The following is a 21,972-nucleotide window of genomic DNA, read 5'->3' as shown; positions in this document are numbered from 1 at the left end:
CACATGACGCAACAGGGAACCGACGTGAGCTGGGCGCTCCGCGATCTCGTGGAGTCCATCCCGGAGATCCGCTTCGCCCTCGTGGCCTCCAGTGACGGCAAGGCCATCACCTCCTTCGGCGCCGAGGACCCGGACGACGTGGACCGGTTCGCCGCCGTGGTCGCCGGACTGCAGGCCCTGGCCCAGCCGGTCGCCGAGCAGTTCCCCAAGTACGCGGGGCAGCTGCGGCTGGCGATGATCGAGGTCGACGGTGGCCATCTTTTCGTCGTACGCGCGGGTGTGGAGACGTATCTGGGTGTCCTTGCCCGGGAAGGCCTCGACCAGGGGCTGCTCGGACACCAGATGAGGGATCTGGCCCGCAGGATGGGTGAGCTCCTCGGCACCACTCCGCGGCTGGAGGAGCACTCTGGATGAGTGCTCCCCGCCGGCCCACGAATCCGTCCGGTCTCGAGCGTTACTACGTCCTCACCCGTGGGCGCAGCGGACCGGGCGGTTCGGCGTCGAGTCTCGACGTGGCGACCCTCATCGTCTCGGTGACCGCCCCCGTACCGGGCATGCAGCACGAGCACGAGGACATCCTCCGGCGCTGCCGCGATCCGCTGTCGGTGGCCGAACTCGGCGCCCACCTCGGATTGCCCTTCAACATTCTCGCGGTGCTGTTGGCGGATCTGCTCGAGGCAGGCCGCGTCGAAGCCCGTGACCCCATCCCGGCGCACGACGCCGGTCGCGGGCCCGACCTCGCGCTCCTTGAGGAGGTACTCAGTGGACTTGAACGGCTTTGACCACCCCGGGCGCCCGGCCGCCGGGGGCACCACCCGCTCGGTGAAGGTGATGATCGCCGGCGGCTTCGGCACGGGGAAGACCACCATGGTCCGCTCGGTCAGCGACATCAAGCCGCTGACCACCGAGGAGACGCTCACCCAGGCCAGTGCCGACGTCGACCACCTCATCGGCGTCGCCGACAAGACGGAGACCACCGTCAGCCTGGACTTCGGCAAGATCAGCCTCAACGACAGCCTGATGCTGTACCTGTTCGGCACGCCCGGACAGGAGCGGTTCTGGTTCCTGTGGAACGGGCTGTTCAAGGGCGCGCTCGGAGCGGTCGTCCTGGTCGACACCCGGCGCCTGGCCTCCAGTTTCCGGGCCATCGAGGAGATGGAGCGGCAGAACGTGCCCTTCGTCGTCGCCCTGAACGTCTTCCCCGACTCCAAGGACTACCCGGTCGAGGAGATCCGGGACGCGCTCGACATCCCCGATCACATCCCGGTCGTGGCCTGCGACGCCCGCGACCGGGCCTCCAGCCGTGACGTGCTCGTCGCGCTGATCCACCACCTGAAGGACCGCTCCGCCGTCGCACTGGAGTCCCGATGAACGCGCAGCCCTTAAACGATCCCGACACGCCGAGCGGGTGCCCGGTCGCGCACGGGGCCGACCTCACCCGGCTGTTCGGGCCGGAGGCGTCGACCGATCCGTACGGCATCTACGAGCGGCTGCGCAAGGAGCACGGGTCCGTGGCGCCGGTGCTGCTGGAGGGCGACGTCCCCGCCTGGCTGGTCCTCGGCTACCGCGACAACCGGCGGGTGCTGGACAACCCGCGGCAGTTCAGCCGGGACGCGCGGATCTGGCGGGACTGGCGGGAGGGGCGTGTCTCCGAGACGCATCCGCTGATCCCGATGGTCGGCTGGCGGCCCGACTGCGTCTCCCAGGACGGCGAACCGCACCGCCGGCTGCGCGGCGCGGTGACCGACGGGCTGCTCGCGGCGTCCAGCCGGGGCGTGCGGCGACACGCCACGCACTTCGCGAACAAGCAGATCGACGCGTTCGCCGACGCCGGGCGCGCCGACCTGGTGGCCGACTACGCCGAGCTCCTGCCGATGCTCGTGCTCACCCGCATCCTGGGCCTTCCCGCGGCGGACGGGCTGCGCCTGATCGAGTCCTGCGCCCAGGTCTTCAAGGGCGGCGAGGACGCCCTGGAGCACAACGGCCGGATCATCCAGATCCTGTCGGAATGCGCCGAGCGCAAGCGGGCCGAGCCGGGCTCCGACTTCACCACGGCACTGCTGGAGCACCCGGCCGGCCTCGACCACGACGAGGTCGTCAGCCATCTGCGCCTGGTGCTGATCGCCGCCCACACCACCACCAGCAACCTGCTGGCCCGGGTCCTGCAACTGATCCTCACCGACACCGCCCGGCTGTCCGGTCTGGTCAGCGGGCAGCTGAACATCTCCTCCGTGGTGGAGGAGGTCATGTGGGACACCCCGCCGCTGGCCGTGCTGCCGGGCCGGTTCGCGGCGGCCGACCTGGAGCTCGGCGGCCATCACATCCAGGAGGGAGAACTGCTCGTCCTGGGCCTGGCCGCCGGCAACCTCGACCCGGAGGTACGGCCCGACGCGGCCGTCACCGTGCAGGGCAACCAGTCCCACCTGGCGTTCAGCGCCGGACCGCACGAGTGCCCGGGACAGAACATCGGGCAGTCCATCATCGAGATCGGCGTGGACGTGCTGCTGCACCGGCTTCCGGACCTGCGGCTGGCCGTGCCGTCGGAGGAGCTCTCCTCGACCGCCTCCACCTGGGAGTCCCGGCTCGACAGCCTGCCGGTCGAGTTCTCCGTCTGACACCGACACCACCGCTGCCCGGCCGGTCCCCCCGGCCGGGCAGCGCCGTCTTTCGGGACGGTTCGCACACGCGCGGGTGTCAGCCGTCGAGCCAGTCGCCCGCGACGTCCGCGGGACGGTGCCCCGTGGCGTTCCACAGGAAATGCGGGTGCGCGCAGCCGAACATGTACGCGAGCAGTGTGGTGTCCTCCCTGCCGGTCCCAGGGTCGTGCAGGGTGTGGAACAGCTCGGATCCGACGACGCCGGCGTCCTGCTGGACCTCGCGGGCGCGGTCCGGTGACGCCGCCGCGGCGGATGCCTCCACAGCGGCGATGTAGGTGCGCCGCAGGATCTCCCAGGTGCTGTCTATGTCGCCGTACCACTGACCGTGCAGCGCCTCGAAGGCATGGAGCTCGGCGTCGAACAGGGGCCAGGTGTCGGGGTGTTGGGCCCGGCAGCGTGCGGACAGCTCGGCGGTCCGGGCGCTCAGCGCCGGTACGGTGGGCCGCGGGGCGACGGTGAGGGTGGTGCCGTGGGTGAGGATGCCGCTGCACGGGTTGGGCTGCAGGTCGCACAGCGGGCAGCCCTCGGCCGGGGGGAGGCCCTGGGTGATGCCGTCGAACCACAGCGCGTGGCGTCCGGTGAGCCCCATCCAGACGATGGTGGTGGTCATCAGCCAGGTGTTCCACATCGGGGGATGGGCCTCGGGCGTGCAGCCGTACTTCACGAGGGCTATGGCGCAGGCTGCGTAGAGGGCCTTGGTGTGGGTGGGCATGTCGGCGAGCCAGAAGTTGCTTATCTCGCCGGTGAGGGCGTCGGCGCGTACGTCGGCCATGTCGTCGATGACGCGGCACAGCAGCAGGGAGGCGAGATGTTCCTCCTGCCAGAGCTCGGTGTCGGGGGAGACGTGCCAGAACAGGCAGTCCAGCATCTGCAGGGCCGAGTAGGTGCTCTGGCTGAGCGGGTTGGTCTGCGGGAGGGTGACGTTGCCCGCGTCGTGCCGCTGGAGCCAGTACTCGTCGACCGATCGCTTGTGGGCCGCGAAGAGTCCGGAGACCAGGGCCCGTGCGCTGTTGGTGCTGAAATCCTCGGCCAGCCGGTCTTCGACGTGGTGGGTGAGGCGCGTGGTGTCGATGGTCTCGATCACGCGCTTGTACTCGTGGAAGACGAGGATGTCGTCCTCGAAGCGGTGGCGGTGGCCGAGGTCCCGTTCGAGGTCGTTCATCTGCCGGGTCCAGGACCATCCACCGGTCAGGACGCTGTCGAGTTCGGGACGGTTCGGCCAGGTCTTGACGGTGAGCGGACGGCCGGCGCTCTGCCGCCAGCGGTAGTCGTCCAGCGTCCGGGCGGGGGGCGTGGGCAGCCGGCGGCACAGCGGGCAGCCGCAGGCGGTCGCCTGCTCCTCCTCGCGCGGCGGGTCGAGGGCCCGGCTCCGCCAGGCGCCTTCCAGCATGGTGCAGGTCAGTCTGCAGACCTCGATGTCCGTGGCGACCTGGGGGAAGGCCGCCTCTATCAGGCGCAGGCTGGTGTCGAGGTGCCTCAGGCGGGCGAGGCCCTCCTCATCGGGCGGGAGGAACGCGGGCCGCGCCAGATGGAGGGCTCCTTCCACACGCAGAGTGGTACTGGGGTGGGGGGACCCGAGGGCCTCGAGCCGCTGCCGAGCGGCGTCCTGATACCTCCGGTACTGCTCCGTACTGTCGTTGATGCGGGTCAGGAAGAGGCGGGCCAGGGCGTCCCCGGCCTCCGTGGGCTCGAGCGGGGCGTTCGGCTGCGCCGGGAGCGAGGTGTCGGTGGACGCCTCCGGAACGGCACCTACGACTCGGGATTTCACACAGGTCTCCCATCAACTGTGGTCGTGGAAACGGAATCGATCGGCCGTGGTTGTCGGCCGGTCGACTCCGGGAACTTCTGCGCCCTCCGCGCAGGCCTCGCCGGAGCCGGACTCATGTGACCGGCTCCGCTCCTGGTGCGTGACGCCCGCGAGGGGGCACGACTGCTGCGCTTACGCGGCGAGGATGTGGGGGTGGACAGCACGGCTGTCCTTCGCGGACGAACCGCTGCGGGCGCGTTCGGTTCTCGAACGCGGCGAGCCGCCCGTCCGCGGCGGCTTCACCGCGGCGGCGCCGGCCGTCGTCAACGGCTCGGCGCCGCCGCGGTGTTCACGGCCGCCGCTGTCAGACGAGGAGCGCGAGGAGGGGCGGACGGTGCTGGGCGTGGCCCAGGTGTCCGTTGACGGGAGCGTCGAACGGGAGGTCGAACCTGGCGTCCTTAGGCATGCGTTTCCTTCCGGGATCCGGAACAGGCAGAGCCCCCCCGCCCTGCGAACGGGCGGCCTGCTGGCCGCCCGTGCACTCGAACTCAGCTTCTATGGCCGAAAGTTGAACCGAGAAGCGCTACGAGACTGCCCAGAGCCTAAATGATCTACGCGTGACCTCACCGTGATATCCGTTACTGCTTACGCCTCTTGAGCTGCGTACACTGCCTCCCCTCCCACGAAGGTCATCGCCACCCGCGTCCGCCCGATCTCCTGCGGCGGCGCGGCGAACGGATCGCGGTCCAGCATCACGAGGTCCGCCAGTTGGCCGACCCGCACCCGTCCGGTGTCGTCGAGATGGTTCACGTACGCCGATCCGGCCGTGTAGGCGGTCAACGCCTCGGTGAGGCCGATCCGTTCGGCGGGCAGGAACACAGGGGCGCCATCGCTGTCGGGCGCGAGGCGGTTGACCGCGACGTGGACTCCCTGGAGCGGATCGGGGCTGCTCACCGGCCAGTCGCTGCCCGCGGCGAGCCGCGCACCCGAACGCAGCAGCGCGCCGAACGGGTACTGCCACGCCGCCCGTTCGGCCCCCAGGAAGGGGATCGTCAACTCGTCCATCTGCGGTTCGTGCGCGGCCCACAGCGGCTGGAGGTTCGCCGTGGCGTCCAGCTCGGCGAAGCGCGGCACGTCGTCGGGGTGCACGACCTGAAGGTGTGCCAGGTGCGGCCGGGTGTCGCTCGGCCCGTTCGCCGCCCGGGCGGCCTCTATCGCGTCCAGCGCGTCGCGGACGGCCCGGTCGCCCAGTGCGTGGAAGTGGCACTGGAAGCCGAGCCGGTCCAACTCGGTTACATATTTGGGGAGTTGACCGGCGTCGATGAAGCTCTTGCCGCGGTTGGCGGTGGCGCAGCCGCACCGGTCCAGGTACGGATCCAGCAGCGCGGCCGTGCCGTTCTCGGCGACCCCGTCCAGCATCAGCTTCACGGCCCTCGCACCGAACCGCCCGAGGCTCAACGCCTCACGTTTCTCCACCAGTTCGGGAATCTGCTCGGCCCCGCGCTCCCGGTCCCACCACAGGGCACCGACGACCCGCGCGGTGAGCGAGCCGTCCCGCGCGGCCTGCAGATACGCGCCGGACGGATCGTCCATGCCGAGGAAGTCCCCGACGAGCGCGTCCTGCCAGGCCGTGATGCCGAGCGCGTGCAGATGGCGCTGGGCGTGCAGCAGGGCCGCCAGCCGGTCGGCCGCGGTGGCCGGGGGAGTGATCCGGCCGACGAGCTGCATCGCCCCCTCCTGCAGGGTGCCGCTCGGTTCCCCGGCCGCGTCCCGCTCGATGCGTCCGTCGGCCGGGTCCGGCGTGTCCCGGGTGACACCGGCGAGCTCCAGAGCCCGACCGTTGACCCAGGCGCCGTGGTGGTCGCGGTTGGGCAGGTACACCGGCCGGTCGGGCACGACCGCGTCCAGCAGCTCCCGGGTCGGCGTACCGCCCTCGAAGGCCTCCATGGACCAGCCCCCGCCGAGGATCCACTCCCGCTCGGGGTGTGCGTCGGCGTAGGCGCGGACCGCGGCGACCGTCTCCTCGGCCGTCCTGGCCCCGGTCAGGTCGCACTGCGACAGCTCCAGACCCGCCGGGATCGGATGGACGTGCGCGTCCTGGAAACCGGGCAGCAGCAACCGTCCCGCCAGGTCGACCACTCGGGTCCGCGGCCCCTTGAGGTCCAGCACCTCGTCGTGCCCCACGGCCGTGACGCGGCCGCCGGTGACGGCCACGGCGGTGGCGGTGCGGCCCTCGGGGGTCAGGACGGGGCCGCCGGTGAAGAGGAGGTCTGCGTGCATGGATCCGTTTCCTAGGAGATGGTCGTCAGCAGGGCGGGCGCGTCCGCGTCCGTGCCCTCGCCGGTGCGGAAGTACGGGGACCTGCGCGCCCACTTGGCCCAGGCGGCGGCGACGAAGCCCGACCCGATCATGACCAGCGGAGTGAGGAGCAGGAACCACCCGTTGTCCGCGCGGAGTTCGAAATGGTCGGTGGAGGAGTAGAAGCTCCAGCCGAGATAACCGCCGAGCCCGAGCAGCGCCGCCGCGCTCAGCGTGGGCAGCACAACGGCCCGCAGCCCCTGGCGCCAGTCCTGTCGCAGCAGCGAGCGGAAGCGTACGCCCGCCGCCAGCGCCGTCAGCGCGTACGACAGGGCCACCACGATGCCGACGGCGTTCACCGTCGCCATGATCATGTCCGCGAGCCGTGGAATCACCAGGGCGAGTGCGGCGACCGCCGCCGCCAGCGCGCCGATCAGCAACGTCCCGGCGGCCGGAGTGCCGTAGCGGGCGCTGACCTTCGACCACACCGGCCCGAGCGTACGATCCCGGCTCATCGCGAACATGCCGCGAGCCGTCGGGATCACCCCGGCCTGCAGCGAGGCCACCGCCGAGAACATCAGCGCCACCAGCGGCAGCGCGGCCAGCGGCTGCGAGGCCAGCCGGTCCCCGAAGTACGCCAGCCCCTGAGCACCGTGCCCGGCCAACTCCGGCTCGGACAGCACCCGTTGGAAGGCGATCGAGCCGAGCAGGAACAGGGTCAGCATGGTCAGGAGCGTGATGAAGCCGGCTCGGGAGGCGTCCCTGGGCTCGCGCACCTCCTCGTTGACGCTGAAGGCGGCCTCGAAACCCCAGTAGCAGAACACCGAAAGGATCAGTCCCTGGGCGAGCGCCGACGCCGAGGGGATCGCGAACGGGTCGAACCAGCTCAGACTGAAGGCGTGCGGGCCGGTGACGATGCCGTAACCGCAGAACCCGAGCAGGACGACGTACTCGAAGACCAGCAGCCCCGTCTGCAGCCGCGCCGCCGTGCGGACCCCGGTGACCGCGGTGACGGTCACCGCGACCAGGACGAAGATGCCGAGGGCGGTGGTCTGCGCCGTCGAGCCCGCGTCCAGGGCGAGTCCGCCGATCCGGTGCACGCCGGCCTCCCCGGCGAGCTGGATCAGCGCCGAGCCGGTGACCGCGGTCGTGTACGCCAGGAAGGCCACCGTCGCCACGATGTTCACCCAGCCGACCATGAAACCGAGCCAGGGACTGAGTGAACGGCCCACCCACACATAGCCGTTGCCCGCGTTCGGCTCGACGCGGTTGAGCCGGGAGTAGGCGCCGGCGATGCCCAGCACGGGCAGGAACGCCAGCAGCATGATCGCCGGCAGATGCAGGCCGACCACTCCGGCGGTCACACCGAGGCCGATGCCGATGCTCGTTGTCGCGGCCGTGCTGGACGCGGCGATGGCGACGCCGTCGAGGACGCCGAGGGACTTGCGCAGCGCGGGCCGCGCGGGCGGCGCTGCGCCGAGGGGCTGGTCGGACATGGGCGGGTCTCCGCTCGCACCGGGGGGCCTGGCTGGCCCCGGTGACCGCACATGAAACTGCCCGGGCACTTAACAGGTCAACGGTGTTGTCATAAGGTGCGGGCACCGGCACAGGAGGCAGTCCATGAGCGAGCGAGTCGTTCCGCCCGACGCCCGGCGGCGCAGGCGCCCCACCAAGCAGGGTGTCGTGCTGTCCGAGGAGCTGATCGTGGCGACCGCCCTGCGCCTGATCGAGGAGCACGGCGCCGACGCCCTGTCGGTGCGCCGCCTGGGCCGTGCCCTCGGTGCCGACCCCAGCTCGCTGTACCGCTACTTCCGGCACACCGACGACCTGATGCTGGCCGTCGCCGACGAGCTGATCGGCCGTACCCTGCGCACCTGGCGGCCCACCGGCGACTGGCGCGCCGACCTGCGCGACCTCGGCCTGCGCATGCACGCCAGCGCCCTGGCGCATCCGCGGGCGGCCGTCCTGAGCTCGTACCGCGTCACCGGACGCGTCCACGAGATCCAGGCCGTCGAGACCGTCCTCGGCGTGCTGCGCGGCGCCGGCTTCCCCGACGCCGATGCCGTGCGCGTCTACCACTCCTTCATCGACCAGGCCCTCGCCTTCGGCGCCCTCGACTCCGCGAGCACGGCCCTGCCGAAGGCCGCCCGGGAGGCGGAGGCGGCCGTATGGCGGGCGACGTACGCCAGGCTGCCCGCCGCCACCCACCCGCACATCGCCGCCGCGGCCCGTCACCTGGTGCACGACATGCCGCGCAGCTCCTACCCGGCCGCCCTCGATCTGCTGCTGAGCGCCGCGGCCGCTCGGCTGGCGGAGATCAGGACGCCGGGTGAGCCCGACGACGGGACGGATCACGCCAGTTGACGGCGTCACTCTGGAAGTGGCTGGTCGGCGACTGAACCGGCCGGGCCGGGATATCCGGAGGGGGAGGGCGGCGGGACACGACCTGCCCCGCGCCCGGGACCCTTCGGAGGAGACATGCCGCTGGTTGACGCGGGCTACGTGGTGCTCGACTGCGCCGAGCCCGAGAAGCTCGCCGTGTTCTACAAGGAACTGCTGGACGCCGAGGAGACCGACGCGACCGCCAACCGGGTGGAGATCAGGGGCGCCGACGGCATCCGGATGGCCTTCCGCCGCGACGTCAACGCCACGCCGCCGAGCTGGCCGCGCCCCGAGAACTCCCTCCAGGCCCACCTGGACTTCCACGTGAGCGACCTGGACGCGGCGGAGCGCAAGGTGGTCGAACTCGGTGGCCGCCCGCTCGACACGAAGGACGCGGCCGGACCGTACGAGGAACGCGGCTACGCCGACCCGGCCGGCCACTCGTTCACCTTCCGCCGCACCACCCCGACGGCCCCCAAACAGGGTTAGGGATCGGGGTGGACGAGCAAGAGGGGCCGGCATCCCCGGGACGTCGGCCCCCGCTCGTCAGTCCCGGCCGCCCGGATCATCGGTCGGCCACACGCCCGTCGAGCGCTCGATGGCCTTGGCGCCGCCGCGGTCCACCGCGCTGCGCACCACGGCGAAGATCGCCCCCTGGACCGCGGCGGCCAGCAGGATCTCCCCCCAGCCACGGTCCCGGTCCAGGGCGTCCGGCGCGTCCTCCTCGTGCCGGATCGCCATCCACGTCTTGCGGAACGCCATCCCCGACAGGGCGCCGCTCACCCAGCCCAGCGCGAAGCCCAAGGGCTTGTAGGCGAGGGGCAGCTTCATCTTTTTCTTCTTCTTGGCCACGTGTGCCTCCTTGGTCGATCCTGCTCGGTCAGGGCCGCCCCTGCGCCGGGACTTCCTCACCCACCGGCACCGGCCCCGGCGGCGTCCCGTCGCCGAACGGCCGGCCGCCCAGTTCCTGCCGGAAGTGGGGCGCGAGCCAGCCGGACAGCTCCGGTCCGAGGGGCACGATGCGGGTCGGGTTGATACCGCTGTGGACCTGGTAGTAGTGCCGTTTGATGTGGTCGAAGTCGACCGTGTCCCCGAAACCGGGGGTCTGGTAGAGGTCGCGGGCGTACGCCCACAGAATCGGGTTCTCCGTCAGCTTCCAGCGGTTGCACTTGAAGTGGCCGTGATAGACCGCGTCGAAACGGACCAGTGTGGTGAACAGCCTGATGTCCGCTTCCGTGATCGTGTCGCCGACCAGGTAGCGCTGCCGCTCCAGCCGCGCGCTCAGCATGTCCAGCCGCCGGAAGACGCCGGCGCACGCGCCCTCGTACTCCTCCTGGCCGGTGGCGAAACCGGCCCGGTAGACACCGTTGTTGACGTCCTCGAAGACCTCGGCCATCACGGTGTCGATCTCGTCGCGCAGGGCGTGCGGATACAGGTCCGGCGCTCCCTCGCGGTGCAGGGCGCTCCACTCGGTGGCGAGGTCGAGGGTGAGCTGCTGGTAGTCGTTGGTGACCAGCCGCCCGCTGGGGACGTCGACGATCGCGGGCACGCTGACCCCGCCGGGGTACCCGCTCTCCCGCTTGTCGTAGGCCTCGCTGAGCCAGCGGATGCCGAGCACCGGGTCGCGGCCACCGGGATCGAGCGTGAAGCGCCAGCTGCGGTCGTCCTGGATCGGGTCGGCGATCCCCATCGGCAGCGCGTCCTCCAGGCCCAGCAGACGCCGGGAGATCACGGCGCGGCTCGCCCACGGACAGGCGCGGCTGACCACCAGTCGGTAACGGCCCGCCGCCACCGGCCAGCCGTCCCGTCCGTCCGCGGTGATCCGGTCCGCGAAGTGGCTCTTGGACCGCCTGAACGCCTTCTTGCCGTACGAGTCGTTGCCCCCGCCGCCCATGGTTCCTCCCTGCGATCGTGTGCGCCCTGCTCACCGCGTTCCCCGAATTCCCTGCCCCGCACGGTATGAGTCGACTCCGTACGGGCAGTCGGCGTACGTGAGCAGGACAACCTCGGACAACCAAGCTGACAGGCGGACCCGCGTCACCGTGCTGGTGGCGCTCGCGGCGAATCTGGTGATCGCGGCGGCGAAGGCGGTGGGCGGCCTGGCCGCCGGATCACCGGCCCTGATGTCGGAGGCGGCGCACTCGGTGGCGGACAGCATGAACGAGGTGTTCCTGCTGGCCGCTCTGCGCCGCAGCCGCCGTCCGGCCGACAAACGCCACCCCTTCGGTTACGGCAAGGAGCGTTTCTTCTGGTCGCTGCTCGCGGCCGTGGGCATCTTCGTGATGGGCGGCTGCTTCTCCTTCTTCCAGGGCTTGGAGGCCCTGCGCAACGGCGCAGAGGAGAAGACCAGCGGCTATGTGGCCGGACTGATCGTGCTCGGTGTCTCCTTCCTCGCCGAGGGAGTGTCGCTGCTGCGGGCCCTGCACCAGGTGCGCCGGCAGGGCGGGACCGGCGGCGCCCTGCGTGACCCGGCGCTGCGCACCGTGGTCGCCGAGGACGGCACGGCGGTGCTGGGCGTGACTCTCGCGGCCATCGGCATGGCGCTGCACATGGTCACCGGTCAGGTGGTGTGGGAGGCGTCCGCCTCCTTCGGGATCGGTGCCCTGCTGGTGTTCGTCGCCTTCCACCTGGGCCGCGAGGCACGCGACCAGCTGATCGGCGAGGCCGCCGACCCCGAGGCGGCCGACCGCATCCGGGACGTGCTGCGGGAGCAGCCGGAGATCGACAGCGTGGAGGCGCTGTTCACCATGAAGACCGGCCTGGACCAGGCCCTGGTGGCCGCCCGCGTCGACCTCGTGCCGGGCCTGGACAGCGAACAGGTCGAGGAGGTCGCCGTCAGGATCAAGCGGACGGTCGCGGACTCCGTCCCGGAGGCCGACCAGATCTTCCTGGACATCACCGACCGGCCGGCGCAGGAGGCAAAGGAAAGCCCCGCCGCGACGGGGGAACGCGGCGGGGCCTGACGGACGCGTTCCCGAGGGGCACCGGTTCATGCGTCGGGAACCAGAGATTTTTCGGAAGGGCGGTTCACGGCTGATCCGGCCAGTCGCGGATCAGCCGAGAACCGATCATCGGGGCCCGGATCAGCCGGCCCGATCAGCTGTCGCCGTCTGCCGGTTCCAGCACGAAGACGGGGATCTGCCGGTCGGTCCTCTTCTGGTAGTCGGCGTACGGCGGATACGCATCGACCGCCCGCTGCCACCACTCGGCCTTCTCCGCGCCGGTGACCTCACGCGCCGTCATGTCCCGCTTGCCGGGGCCGTCCTGCAGCTCCACATGCGGATCGGCCTTGACGTTGTGGTACCAGACCGGGTGCTTGGGCGCCCCGCCCTGCGAGGCCACGACCGCGTACCGCCCCTCGTGCTCGACTCGCATCAGCGGTGACTTGCGGATCTTCCCGCTCTTCGCGCCGCGGGTGGTGAGCACGACGACGGGCAGGCCGGTGTCCCGCAGCGTCGTCCCCTTCGTACCGCCGGAGCTCTCGTACAGCTCCACCTGATCGCGCACCCACTGCTCCGGGCTGGGTTCGTACTCGCCCTCAAGAGGCATGACATCCGTCCCATCGTCGAGTCCTACGAGTTGCCGGCACGCGGCTTCAACACCGACCGGTGCCGGAATCATCCCTACCGCACACCCCGCCGCCCGCAAGCGGAGGGGTCGGTTCCCGTCGCGGGTTTTCGAATCATGTGCGACCAACTCCGGCCAGAATGCCCCCGCCGCCGATGTGGCCGAACTTCCCGTCGCCCTATAGATGCCCCGGGCATCTAATGAAGATCTGCACGACGCACTCTTCGTCTGCGAGGTCTTCCATGACGCAAGCGGAACCCGTGGCCTTCCCTCAGGACCGCACCTGCCCCTACCACCCGCCGACCGCCTACGACCCCCTGCGTGCCACCCGCCCACTGGCCCGGATCACCCTCTACGACGGCCGTCCTGCCTGGTTGGTGACGGGTCACGCCCTCGCCCGCGAACTGCTCGCAGACCAGCGCCTGTCCACCGACCGCAACCACCCCGACTTCCCGGCGCCCACCGAACGCTTCGCCTCGGTGCGCAACCGGAGGCTCGCCCTGCTCGGCGTCGACGACCCCGAGCACCGTGTCCAGCGGCGCATGATGGTCCCCAGCTTCACCCTCCGGCGGGCCGTCGACCTGCGCCCGCAGATCCAGCGGATCGTGGACGGTCTGCTCGACGACATGATCGCCCAGGGGCCGCCCGCCGAACTGGTGAGCGCCTTCGCGCTGCCCGTGCCGTCGATGGTGATCTGCGCGCTGCTCGGTGTCCCCTACGCCGACCATGACTTCTTCGAGGGGCAGTCCCGCCGGCTGCTGCGCGGCCCGGCGGTGACGGACGTGCAGGACGCCCGCGATCAACTGGACGCCTACTTCGAGGATTTGATCGACCGCAAACTGAAACAGCCCGAGCCCGGCGACGGCGTGCTCGACGAACTCGTCCACGGGCAGCTGCGCGAGGGCGTGCTGGACCGGCAGGACGTCATCGCGTTCGCCACCATCCTCCTGGTCGCCGGCCACGAGACCACCGCCAACATGATCTCCCTCGGCACCTTCACCCTCCTCCAGCACCCCGAGAAGCTGGCCGAGTTGCGGGCCGATCCGGAGCTGATGCCCCAGGCGGTCGAGGAGCTCATGCGCGTGCTGTCGATCGCGGACGGTCTGCTGCGCAGGGCCACGGAGGACATCCGGGTGGGCGACACGACCATCCGGTCCGGCGACGGGGTGCTCTTCTCGACCTCCGTCATCAACCGGGACGAGGACGTCTACGCCGACGCCGACACCCTTGACTGGCACCGCCCGGCCCGCCACCACGTGGCCTTCGGCTTCGGCATCCACCAGTGCCTCGGCCAGAACCTGGCCCGCGCCGAACTCGACATCGCCCTGCGCGCCCTCTTCGACCGACTGCCCGCCCTGCGCCTGGCCGCCCCGGCGGACGAGATCCCCTTCAAGCCCGGCGACACGATCCAGGGGATGCTGGAACTCCCCGTGACCTGGTAAGAGGCTCGAGTCCATGCGCATCGACATCGACAAGGACGTCTGCATCGGCGCCGGCCAGTGCGCCCTGTCCGCCCCGGGCGTCTTCACCCAGGACGACGACGGATTCAGCACGCTGCTGCCGGGCCGCGAGGACGGCGGCGGCGACCTGATGGTCCGGGAGGCGGCGCGCGCCTGCCCGGTGGGCGCCATCGCCGTGACCGACACCTGAGGCGCACGGCCCGCGCCGACTCCCCCCGGCGCGGGCCCGACGCCGGTTGTTCGCCTGGCGTGGCGGGTCCGCAGTTGGTGGCCCGCGCTGTGCGGCGGTCTCGCAGTGGGTCGTTCGCCCGGTGGGGGGTCGGCGGTCGGTTGTTCGTCTGGCGTGGCGGGTCCACAGTTGGTGGCCCGCGCTGTGCGGGGGCCTCGCAGCCGGTCGTTCGCCCGGTGGGGGGCCGGCGGCTGGTTGTTCGTCTGGCGTGGCGGGTCCGCAGTTGGTGGCCCGCGCTGTGCGGGGGCCTCGCAGCCGGTCGTTCGCCCGGTGGGGGGCCGGCGGCTGGTTGTTCGTCTGGCGTGGCGGGTCCGCAGTTGGTGGCCCGCGCCGTGCGGGGGCCTCGCAGCCGGTCGTTCGCCCGGTGGGGGGCCGGCGGTCGGTTGTTCGTCTGGCGTGGCGGGTTCGCGGCGGGTCGCCCGCGCTGTGCGGCGGTCTCGCGGTGGGTCGTTCGCCCGGTGGGGGGGGGCGGCGGTCGGTTGTTCGCCTGGCGTGGCGGGTCCGCAGTTGGTGGCCCGCGCTGTGCGGCGGTCTCGCAGTCGGTCGCCCGCGCTGTGCGGCGGCCTCGCGGTCGGTTGTTCGCCCGGTGGGGGGCCGGCGGCCGGTTGTTCGCCCGGTGCGGGGCCGACGCCGGTTCCTCGCCCGGCGCGAGAGATCAGCAGGCGGTCGCTCAGCCCGCGCGACAGGCCCGCAGCAGTAGCTTCGCCGCTGCGCGGGCCTGGCGTGCGGGCTCGGTGCTTCGGGTGATCCCGGCGGTGACCATGGCGCCCTCCGCCAGCAGGAACAGCTGCCCGGCCAGCGAGCCGGGCAGCCCGGCGTCGGCCACCAGCCCCTCGACGTACTTCCCGAACGCCCCCTTGTGCAGGCGTACTTGGGCCACTACGCGCTCCGACGTGGCCCCCAGCTCGCCGTAGGAGTTGATCCACGCGCACCCGCGGAAGCCGTCCTCGCCGAACCAGTCCTCCAGCCAGTCGAAGACCGCCAGGACGCGCTCCTCGGGATCCTCCCGGCGCGCCACGAACTCGGCGAGCCGCCCGCGCCAGCGCGCGTCGCGCCGCTCCAGATAGGCCTCCACCAACTGCTCCTTCGCCGGGAACAGCCGGTAGAGCCGCTTGAGCGAGACGCCCGAGGCCCCCCGGATGTCGTCCATGCCGACGGACTGGATGCCCCGCCCGTAGAACAACTCCTCGGCCGCGTCCAGCACCTGCTCACGGGCGGCGGAGCTGTCCATGACGACCATGCCGGACACGACCTCTTCCTTGACGTGAGAACGAGCGTTCTCCTATGGTAGCAGCCGAACGGAGAACGCTCGTTCTCCGCTGTCGTACCGCCCGCCGAGGAGGCACCATGGCCGACCGACCGCCCCTTCCCCCCTTCACCCGCGAGACCGCAGCGCAGAAGGTGCAGGCGGCCGAGGACGCCTGGAACACCCGTGACCCGCACAAGGTGGCGCTCGCCTACTCCGAGGACTCGGTCTGGCGCAACCGCGACACCTTCGTCACCGGCCGCGAGGAGATCGTCGCGTTCCTGACCCGCAAGTGGCGCCGCGAGCTGGACTACGCGCTGCGCAAGGACCTGTGGGCCTTCGACGGCAACCGCATCGCCGTCCGCTTCCAGTACGAGTGCCACGACGCCGACGGCCGCTGGTGGCGCTCCTACGGCAACGAACTGTGGGAGTTCGACGAGCACGGCCTGATGACCCGCCGCGAGGCCAGCATCAACGACATGCCGATCGAGGAGGGCGAACGGCGCATCCACGGCCCGCGGCCGGAAGCCGAACGCGGGCGCTCCTTCCCCCTTCAGTAGGGTCCCCGGAGCACGGGGATTCCTGGATCAGTAGGGTTCCCGGATGACCGAACAGGCCGGGAAACCCTTCCTCTACGTCGTCGTCTGCGCCGCCGGCATCGCGGCGGACGTGGGCCGGCTGATCACCGCCGCGCAGCAGCGGGACTGGGAGGTCGGCGTGATCGCTACGCCCGTCGCGACGAACGGCTTCTTCGACACCGAGGCCGTCGGCGCGCAGACCGGCCGCCCCATACGCTCCGCCTGGCGCACCCCGGGCGATCCGCGCCCCTTCCCGCCGCCCGACGCGGTCGTGGCAGCGCCCGCCACCTTCAACACGGTCAACAAGTGGGCGGCGGGCCTCGCCGACACCCTCGCCGTGGCGACCCTGTGCGAGGCCTCGGGCCTGGGCGTCCCGGTCGCCGTCCTGCCGTGCGTGGCCGACGCCCTGGCCGCCCACCCCGCCTACCGGGACAGCCTCGTACGGCTGCGCGGGATGGGCGTCAGGTTCGGCGAGCGGTACACCGGGGAACCGGGGGAGGACGGCGCGCGGCCGGAGTTCGGCTGGGAGCGGGCGCTGGACCTGCTGGACCTCGGCTGACGTCCCGGAGCGGACATGGAGCGCGCGCGAACCCGTACGCTCCCCTCGTACCCCACCCGAAGGCAGGAGCAGCAACGATGCAGTACGTGAAGCTCGGTTCGACGGGCCTGGACGTGTCGCGGATCTGTCTGGGCTGCATGACCTACGGCCTGCCCGACCGAGGCGTGCACGAATGGACCCTCGGCGAGGAGGATTCGCGACCGCTGATCCGGCAGGCGCTGGAGGCCGGGATCAACTTCTTCGACACGGCGAACGTGTACTCCGACGGCACCAGCGAGGAGATCGTCGGCAAGGCACTGCGCGAGTACGCCAACCGCGACGAGATCGTCCTCGCGACCAAGGCGCACGGCCGGACGCGGCCCGGCCCCAACGGCGCCGGACTGTCCCGCAAGGCCATCATGACCGAGATCGACCACAGTCTCGGGCGCCTGGGCACGGACTACGTCGACCTCTACCAGATCCACCGTTTCGACCCGCACACTCCGGTCGAGGAGACCATGGAGGCCCTGCACGACCTGGTGAAGGCGGGCAAGGTGCGCTACATCGGGGCGAGTTCGATGTACGCCTGGCAGTTCTCCAAGATGCAGTACACCGCCGAGCGGCACGGCTGGACCAAGTTCGTGTCCATGCAGAACCACTACAACCTCCTCTACCGCGAGGAGGAACGGGAGATGCTGCCGCTCTGCGCAGACCAGGGCGTCGGCGTCCTGCCCTGGAGCCCGCTGGCCCGCGGCCGGCTCACCCGTGACTGGGGCACGGTGACCGACCGCAGCGCCAACGACGACTTCGGCAGCCGCCTCTACCCGGAGGGCGACCGCAGCATCGTCGAGGCGGTCACCCGCATCGCCGGTGACCGGGGCGTCCCCCGTGCCCAGGTGGCCCTCGCCTGGCTGCTGCACCAGGAGACGGTGGTGGCCCCGATCATCGGAGCCGCCAAGCCGCACCACATCGAGGACGCCGTGGCCGCCGTCGAACTCCGGCTCAGCGAGAAGGAGATCGAGGAACTGGAGCGGCCGTACACCCCGCACCCGATCGTGGGCCACGGCTGACTGAGCGGACTTGGTGAAGTCCGCTGCGGGTCGGTCGCGCCCTGAAGGGGCGCGGGGAACTGAGCGACCAGCCACGATGGACCCGCAGCCGCCCGACGGCCCAGTCCCGCACATCCAGCGGAGCGCTCAGTGGGGCCCCTGCGGCGCGAACTCCGTGCCGCACGGGCCCGCCCCCTCGCTCTCCGGCAGCACGATCCGCTCGCCGCTCATCGCCATCGTCCGGTAGTAGGCGCCGATCCGCTCGGCAGACCGGCCCACGTAGTGCCCGATGAACGACCGCCGGAAGCGGTCGGCCGTGCGGTTGGGCTGCGAGCCGTGCACCACGCTGCCGTTGAAGAACAGGACGTCGCCCGGCGCCATGTCGACCGGCACGGCGGTCAGCCCCTCGGGCGGCGCGACGTACTCCCGCGCGAAGGACACGTCCGCGTCCGCCTCCTCCGGGCAGAACAGGTCCATCAGGTGCGTGCCGGGCACCACCTCCAGGCCGCCGTTGTCGCGGTCGATCACGTCGCAGGCCACCCATGCCGCCACACAGGTGCCGGGCTCCACCCGCAGATAGAAGTTGTCCTGGTGCAGCGCCTGGCCCCGGGCGCCGGGCGGCTTGAAGTAGAACATGCTCTGCGCGGCCAGCACCTCCTCGCCGAGCAGCACCTCCAGCACCGAGCGCAGCCGCGCGTCGAGCAGGACGCGGCGCGCCCGCTCGTTGATCTCGTGCGGCTGCATCACCCTCGGGTAGGCGGCCAGCGGATCCGTGCCCGTCCGCGGCTGGAAGTGCCCCGGCACCGGGCCCGCCGCGTGCAGCGCCGTGAACTCCGCGCGCAACCGGTCGATCTCGTCGTGCCCGAACAGGCCACGCAGGACGGTGAACCCGTCCTCCCGGAACTGCCGCAGCCCGTCCGCGGTCAGCAGCGAACCGCCGGCGGCGTCGATATCCGTGGCTGTCATCCCACTCCTCCTTCTTGTGGTGTCATCCGCCGTCTAAGCTAGGCGGCTGCCGTGCGCCGGAGGATGCCCATGAACGCTGACCGATTGCCCGAGGCTGCTGCGCCGCCGCCGGGCCTGGTCGTGATCGGCCACTACGACGAGCTCCCCGGGTACGGGATCAGCCGCCCCGGCGGAGCCGAGAGCTGGCTCTTCCTGTGGACCACCGGTGGCCGCGCCCGGGTGCGCCAGGGACGGGCGGAAGCCTCGGCCGGCACCGGCGACCTGGTCGTGCTGGCACCCGGGGCACCGCACCAGTACGCCGTCGAACCGGGCGCCGCCGGCTGGCGGTTCTGGTGGGTCCACTGCCAGGCCCGGCCGAGCTGGACACCGTGGCTGCGCCCGTACGACGCCGGCGAGGGCCTGTACGCCGTCACACCGACGCCCGCCGCCGTGCACGGCAGGGTGGAGACCGCCTTCGGCCGGATGCTCGCCGACGCGCGCTGGACCGGAACCGAACCGCCGCCCGCGACCGCACCCCGCCACGACCGCGTGGCCGTGGCGCACGGGACCGCCGCCCGCGAACTCGCCCTGTCCTCGCTGGAGGAGATCGTCCTGCTCACGGCGGCCACGGCCCGGCCGCCCGGGGCGCGGCCCGGCATCGACGAGCGGGTACGCCGGGCGGAGGCGCTCATCGCCGCCGACCCGGCCGCCCCGCACACCGTCCGCTCGCTCGCCGCGCGTGTCTCCCTGTCGCCCTCCCGCTTCGCCCACCTGTTCGCCGAGCAGCTGGGCCGGTCCCCGATGCGTGCGCTGCGCGAGGCGCGGCTGCGGCACGCGGCCCGGCTGCTGGAGGGCAGCGACCTGTCCGTCGAGCGCGTGGCGGCGGCCTCGGGGTTCGCCAGCCCGTTCCACTTCAACCGGGTCTTCCGCGACCGGTACGGGGTGCCGCCCGGCGTGTACCGGGCGCGCGGCTCAATGGTTGGCGAGTGAGCAGGCGTGCGCCGGAGCGACAGACGGCGCATGTGGTGGGGCGGGTCGCCCAATGGTTGTCGCTCGGTGTCCCGGTCGCGTGACGCGAATTACGTTCCCCGGCATTGACGTTTCGTCAATATCGCGTCCCGGGCGCGGAATGCACAAAACCGCGAGATCCCTTGTTCCGCCTCGCTGACCTGTGCAAAGGTGTGCGTCGGCGGCGCACAGAAAATACATGTGTTCACACTGTGCGCGCGAGGCCTCTCTCGTTCGTCCCCGGGCTCCAAAAGAGCCGTCTCCGTCGGATGTTCGAGATGCCGAACCTTGTACGAGCGGATCCGGTCGCCTTGTCGGCGGATCCCCATACCACTTGGTATGGACTTTATGCGCATGCCCCGAGAGGAATGCAGCCGTGAACGACGCCGGCCTGTCGAATTCCCCCACATCTGCCCGCCGGTTCGAGGTGACGGACGAGCAACTGAGTGCCGAACTCAAGAAGTGGACGGGATCGTCGCCCGCGCTGCAGCCCGTCGGTGAACTCCTGGACCGGCACTGGGAAGCGGGGTTCGCCTACGCCCGGCTGTGCACCGACGGCACGCCTTCCGCGGGAATGCTCACCACCGCCGCGTTCACCCGGCTCTTCGGCGAGACGCTCCGGCAGAACGGCCCCACCTCCGCCTGGCGCCCCCAACTCCTCGTCACCGTGCGCCGTATCGCCGCCGAGTGGGACAACGACCACCGGCGCGAACACCTCCACCCGCACCTGCGCTCCGAGGCGGACGGCGGGGAGCGCGTGGCGGCCCGGCTGCTGCCGCCGCCCCACCGGCGCCTGCTGTCCGGGGCGTTCCAGCGGCTGCCCCAGTCGTCCCGCTGCCTGCTGTGGCACGTCGAGGTCGAGGCCGAGCCCATCGAGATACCCGGCGGACTGCTGGGCCTGGACGCCGAGGACGCCGGCGTCGAACTCGGACGGGCCCGCGAGCGGCTGCGCGAGGAGTGCCTCCAGGTCCACCGCGAGCTCGCGCCCGAGCAGGAGTGCCGGCGCTATCTGCGCATGCTCGACGTGACCTACCGGCGCGGCGGAGCCGACGTCGACCCCGATCTGGCCGCGCACCTCGCCCGCTGCAGGCACTGCCGGTACACCGCCGACCAACTCGCCCAGTTCAACCAGGCGATCGGCCTCGCCCTGGCCGAGGCGGTCCTGGGCTGGGGCGCCCAGGCCTATGTGGAGTCCAGACTCGCGGGCCCCGTCGAGGGCAGCGCGCTGCCCGAGGAACTCCGCCCCCGCGTGATGGCGGGCGAGCCCTTCTTCGCGCCGCCCGGTGCGCCCCCGGCCCCCGCGCGAACCGTCGCCGGCGCCGGACCGCGCCCCGGCGGCCGTACCGCCTCCCGCCGCTCGGACCGCAAGGCCGCCCGGCGCGCCGCGGCCCGCCGCCGCAACCTCACCGCGGCCGTTCTCACGGTGAGCGGACTGATCGTCCTTCCGCTCGTCCTGTGGGCCGTCCTCGGCAGCGGCGACCACTCCACGTCGGTCGGCGGCGCCCACCCCTCCGAGACGCCCGGCCCGTCGAAGAGCACCCCGACCGGCAACCCGTCCTGGATCAGCGCGAGCGAGGCGTCCCAGGGCAACGTCCAGGGGCGGCTGCACAACGTCGGCTCCGGCCTGTGCGTGTCGGTCGTCGGCAAGAAGGCCGTCAAGGGCGCCGAGACCGAACTGGCCTCCTGCTCCTCGGCCAGTACCCAGCAGTGGCGCTACGAGACCGACGGCCGGCTGCGCAGCGTCGCCGACCCCGAACTCTGCCTCGACTCCCACCTCGGCTACTCGGTGGTGCTCGCCCCCTGCACGGGCGGCGTCCAGAAGAACATCCGCTACGACTTCACGCTGCGCGGCGCCCTGGTGCCGCGCTGGAACCAGGACCTGGCCCTGGCGCCCGCCGCCACCGACGGCTCGGGCGCCCTGGTGCTCAAGACCCGCGAGGACAGCGGCGTGCAGCGCTGGGCGTTCGACACCACGAAGGCCGACCTCCAGATGCAGGTCGTCAACTGGGACGAGGACACCACACCCGTCCCGACCTCCACCCGCAAGGCAACACCCAGGCCCACTCCCAAGGCGGCCGGCAGGCCGACTCCCTCCGCGATGCCGACGACCGCGCGGCCCGCACCGACGGCGTCGAGCGGGTACCCGACGAACCCGTACTGCTACTACAACCCGTACTACTGCGGCGGGGGCGGGTACGGCGGCGGGTACGGCGGCGGCTATGGAGGCGGCTACGGCGGTGGCGGCTACGGCGGAGGCCGTCACTGACG

At 71.5% G+C, this 21,972-nt stretch carries 22 protein-coding genes; 14 read left to right on the top strand and 8 right to left on the bottom strand.

What is annotated here, in order from left to right; translation table 11 throughout:
• Nucleotides 1-3: 3 nt before the first annotated feature.
• Genes ACQF4J_RS06780 through ACQF4J_RS06765 form a run of 4 tightly spaced genes read left to right on the top strand, consistent with a single transcriptional unit; the run spans nt 4 to nt 2,615 of the window.
• Complete coding sequence (locus tag ACQF4J_RS06780; protein WP_030043913.1) at nt 4-414, top strand: roadblock/LC7 domain-containing protein; 411 nt, start codon at nt 4-6, stop codon at nt 412-414.
• Nucleotides 411-782 (top strand): DUF742 domain-containing protein, encoded by a 372-nt coding sequence (locus ACQF4J_RS06775; RefSeq protein WP_058921397.1) that lies wholly within the window; start codon nt 411-413, stop codon nt 780-782. Before ACQF4J_RS06780 ends, ACQF4J_RS06775 begins: the two co-directional genes overlap by 4 nt.
• Nucleotides 763-1,371 carry a GTP-binding protein gene (locus ACQF4J_RS06770; protein WP_351580668.1) on the top strand — a complete coding sequence of 203 codons (609 nt, stop codon included), beginning with the start codon at nt 763-765 and terminating at the stop codon, nt 1,369-1,371. Before ACQF4J_RS06775 ends, ACQF4J_RS06770 begins: the two co-directional genes overlap by 20 nt.
• A complete protein-coding gene (locus tag ACQF4J_RS06765; RefSeq protein WP_351580665.1) occupies nt 1,368-2,615 on the top strand; it encodes a cytochrome P450 in 1,248 nt (415 codons plus the stop codon). Before ACQF4J_RS06770 ends, ACQF4J_RS06765 begins: the two co-directional genes overlap by 4 nt.
• 79 nt (nt 2,616-2,694) lie before the next feature.
• Here the strand turns inward: ACQF4J_RS06765 and ACQF4J_RS06760 are convergent, their stop codons facing one another.
• The 3 genes from ACQF4J_RS06760 to ACQF4J_RS06750 all read right to left on the bottom strand — a co-directional run bounded on the left by ACQF4J_RS06760 (nt 2,695) and on the right by ACQF4J_RS06750 (nt 8,198).
• Entirely contained in the window at nt 2,695-4,425 is a 1,731-nt protein-coding gene (locus tag ACQF4J_RS06760; protein WP_427165092.1) for a hypothetical protein, read from the bottom strand.
• 624 nt (nt 4,426-5,049) lie between these two features.
• Entirely contained in the window at nt 5,050-6,684 is a 1,635-nt protein-coding gene (locus ACQF4J_RS06755) for an amidohydrolase (protein WP_427165090.1), read from the bottom strand.
• 11 nt (nt 6,685-6,695) lie between these two features.
• Nucleotides 6,696-8,198 carry an APC family permease gene (locus ACQF4J_RS06750; RefSeq protein ID WP_427165088.1) on the bottom strand — a complete coding sequence of 501 codons (1,503 nt, stop codon included), beginning with the start codon at nt 8,196-8,198 and terminating at the stop codon, nt 6,696-6,698.
• A 124-nt stretch (nt 8,199-8,322) separates the two neighbouring features.
• Here ACQF4J_RS06750 and ACQF4J_RS06745 point away from each other — a divergent pair, with 124 nt between their 5' ends.
• Together ACQF4J_RS06745 and ACQF4J_RS06740 are read left to right on the top strand one after the other, a co-directional pair.
• Complete coding sequence (locus ACQF4J_RS06745) at nt 8,323-9,066, top strand: TetR/AcrR family transcriptional regulator (RefSeq protein WP_351580653.1); 744 nt, start codon at nt 8,323-8,325, stop codon at nt 9,064-9,066.
• A 114-nt stretch (nt 9,067-9,180) separates the two neighbouring features.
• A complete protein-coding gene (locus ACQF4J_RS06740; RefSeq protein ID WP_351580650.1) occupies nt 9,181-9,573 on the top strand; it encodes a VOC family protein in 393 nt (130 codons plus the stop codon).
• A 57-nt stretch (nt 9,574-9,630) separates the two neighbouring features.
• On the opposite strand, the gene ACQF4J_RS06735 is transcribed toward ACQF4J_RS06740, so the two are convergent.
• On the bottom strand, nt 9,631-9,915 hold the full coding sequence (locus tag ACQF4J_RS06735) for a DUF4235 domain-containing protein (protein WP_351580747.1): 285 nt from the start codon (nt 9,913-9,915) through the stop codon (nt 9,631-9,633).
• Between the two features lie 49 nt (nt 9,916-9,964).
• Nucleotides 9,965-10,978: a glutathione S-transferase family protein gene (locus ACQF4J_RS06730; RefSeq protein ID WP_427165085.1), complete on the bottom strand. Its 1,014-nt coding sequence runs from the start codon at nt 10,976-10,978 to the stop codon at nt 9,965-9,967.
• Between the two features lie 148 nt (nt 10,979-11,126).
• Between ACQF4J_RS06730 and ACQF4J_RS06725 the strand changes: the two genes are divergently transcribed.
• Nucleotides 11,127-12,047, top strand: a complete 921-nt coding sequence (locus ACQF4J_RS06725) for a cation diffusion facilitator family transporter (protein ID WP_427168574.1) — start codon at nt 11,127-11,129, stop codon at nt 12,045-12,047.
• A 133-nt stretch (nt 12,048-12,180) separates the two neighbouring features.
• Here the strand turns inward: ACQF4J_RS06725 and ACQF4J_RS06720 are convergent, their stop codons facing one another.
• Nucleotides 12,181-12,633, bottom strand: a complete 453-nt coding sequence (locus ACQF4J_RS06720; protein WP_351580641.1) for a nitroreductase family deazaflavin-dependent oxidoreductase — start codon at nt 12,631-12,633, stop codon at nt 12,181-12,183.
• 260 nt (nt 12,634-12,893) lie between these two features.
• Here ACQF4J_RS06720 and ACQF4J_RS06715 point away from each other — a divergent pair, with 260 nt between their 5' ends.
• On the top strand, nt 12,894-14,093 hold the full coding sequence (locus ACQF4J_RS06715) for a cytochrome P450 (RefSeq protein ID WP_427165083.1): 1,200 nt from the start codon (nt 12,894-12,896) through the stop codon (nt 14,091-14,093).
• Between the two features lie 13 nt (nt 14,094-14,106).
• Nucleotides 14,107-14,301 carry a ferredoxin gene (locus ACQF4J_RS06710; protein WP_427165081.1) on the top strand — a complete coding sequence of 65 codons (195 nt, stop codon included), beginning with the start codon at nt 14,107-14,109 and terminating at the stop codon, nt 14,299-14,301.
• A 709-nt stretch (nt 14,302-15,010) separates the two neighbouring features.
• Here the strand turns inward: ACQF4J_RS06710 and ACQF4J_RS06705 are convergent.
• Nucleotides 15,011-15,571 carry a TetR/AcrR family transcriptional regulator gene (locus ACQF4J_RS06705; RefSeq protein WP_351805767.1) on the bottom strand — a complete coding sequence of 187 codons (561 nt, stop codon included), beginning with the start codon at nt 15,569-15,571 and terminating at the stop codon, nt 15,011-15,013.
• Nucleotides 15,572-15,687: 116 nt separating this feature from the next.
• Here ACQF4J_RS06705 and ACQF4J_RS06700 point away from each other — a divergent pair, with 116 nt between their 5' ends.
• The 3 genes from ACQF4J_RS06700 to ACQF4J_RS06690 all read left to right on the top strand — a co-directional run bounded on the left by ACQF4J_RS06700 (nt 15,688) and on the right by ACQF4J_RS06690 (nt 17,772).
• Nucleotides 15,688-16,146 carry a nuclear transport factor 2 family protein gene (locus tag ACQF4J_RS06700; protein WP_351580632.1) on the top strand — a complete coding sequence of 153 codons (459 nt, stop codon included), beginning with the start codon at nt 15,688-15,690 and terminating at the stop codon, nt 16,144-16,146.
• A gap of 43 nt (nt 16,147-16,189) precedes the next feature.
• On the top strand, nt 16,190-16,723 hold the full coding sequence (locus ACQF4J_RS06695; RefSeq protein ID WP_427165078.1) for a flavoprotein: 534 nt from the start codon (nt 16,190-16,192) through the stop codon (nt 16,721-16,723).
• 77 nt (nt 16,724-16,800) lie between these two features.
• Nucleotides 16,801-17,772 (top strand): aldo/keto reductase, encoded by a 972-nt coding sequence (locus ACQF4J_RS06690; RefSeq protein ID WP_351580626.1) that lies wholly within the window; start codon nt 16,801-16,803, stop codon nt 17,770-17,772.
• 126 nt (nt 17,773-17,898) lie between these two features.
• Here the strand turns inward: ACQF4J_RS06690 and ACQF4J_RS06685 are convergent, their stop codons facing one another.
• Nucleotides 17,899-18,717, bottom strand: coding sequence for a phytanoyl-CoA dioxygenase family protein (locus ACQF4J_RS06685; RefSeq protein WP_351580623.1), 819 nt, complete (start codon nt 18,715-18,717; stop codon nt 17,899-17,901).
• 69 nt (nt 18,718-18,786) lie between these two features.
• Here ACQF4J_RS06685 and ACQF4J_RS06680 point away from each other — a divergent pair, with 69 nt between their 5' ends.
• Nucleotides 18,787-19,686: a helix-turn-helix domain-containing protein gene (locus tag ACQF4J_RS06680; RefSeq protein ID WP_351805726.1), complete on the top strand. Its 900-nt coding sequence runs from the start codon at nt 18,787-18,789 to the stop codon at nt 19,684-19,686.
• Nucleotides 19,687-20,080: 394 nt separating this feature from the next.
• Nucleotides 20,081-21,970: a ricin-type beta-trefoil lectin domain protein gene (locus ACQF4J_RS06675; RefSeq protein WP_427165075.1), complete on the top strand. Its 1,890-nt coding sequence runs from the start codon at nt 20,081-20,083 to the stop codon at nt 21,968-21,970.
• Nucleotides 21,971-21,972: the final 2 nt, after the last annotated feature.

The organism is Streptomyces sp. C1-1, from assembly GCF_050214755.1.
Lineage (GTDB): Bacteria > Actinomycetota > Actinomycetes > Streptomycetales > Streptomycetaceae > Streptomyces.
The sequence above is the reverse complement of the archived record's forward strand: the minus strand, read 5'-3'. Positions and strand labels throughout refer to the sequence as shown.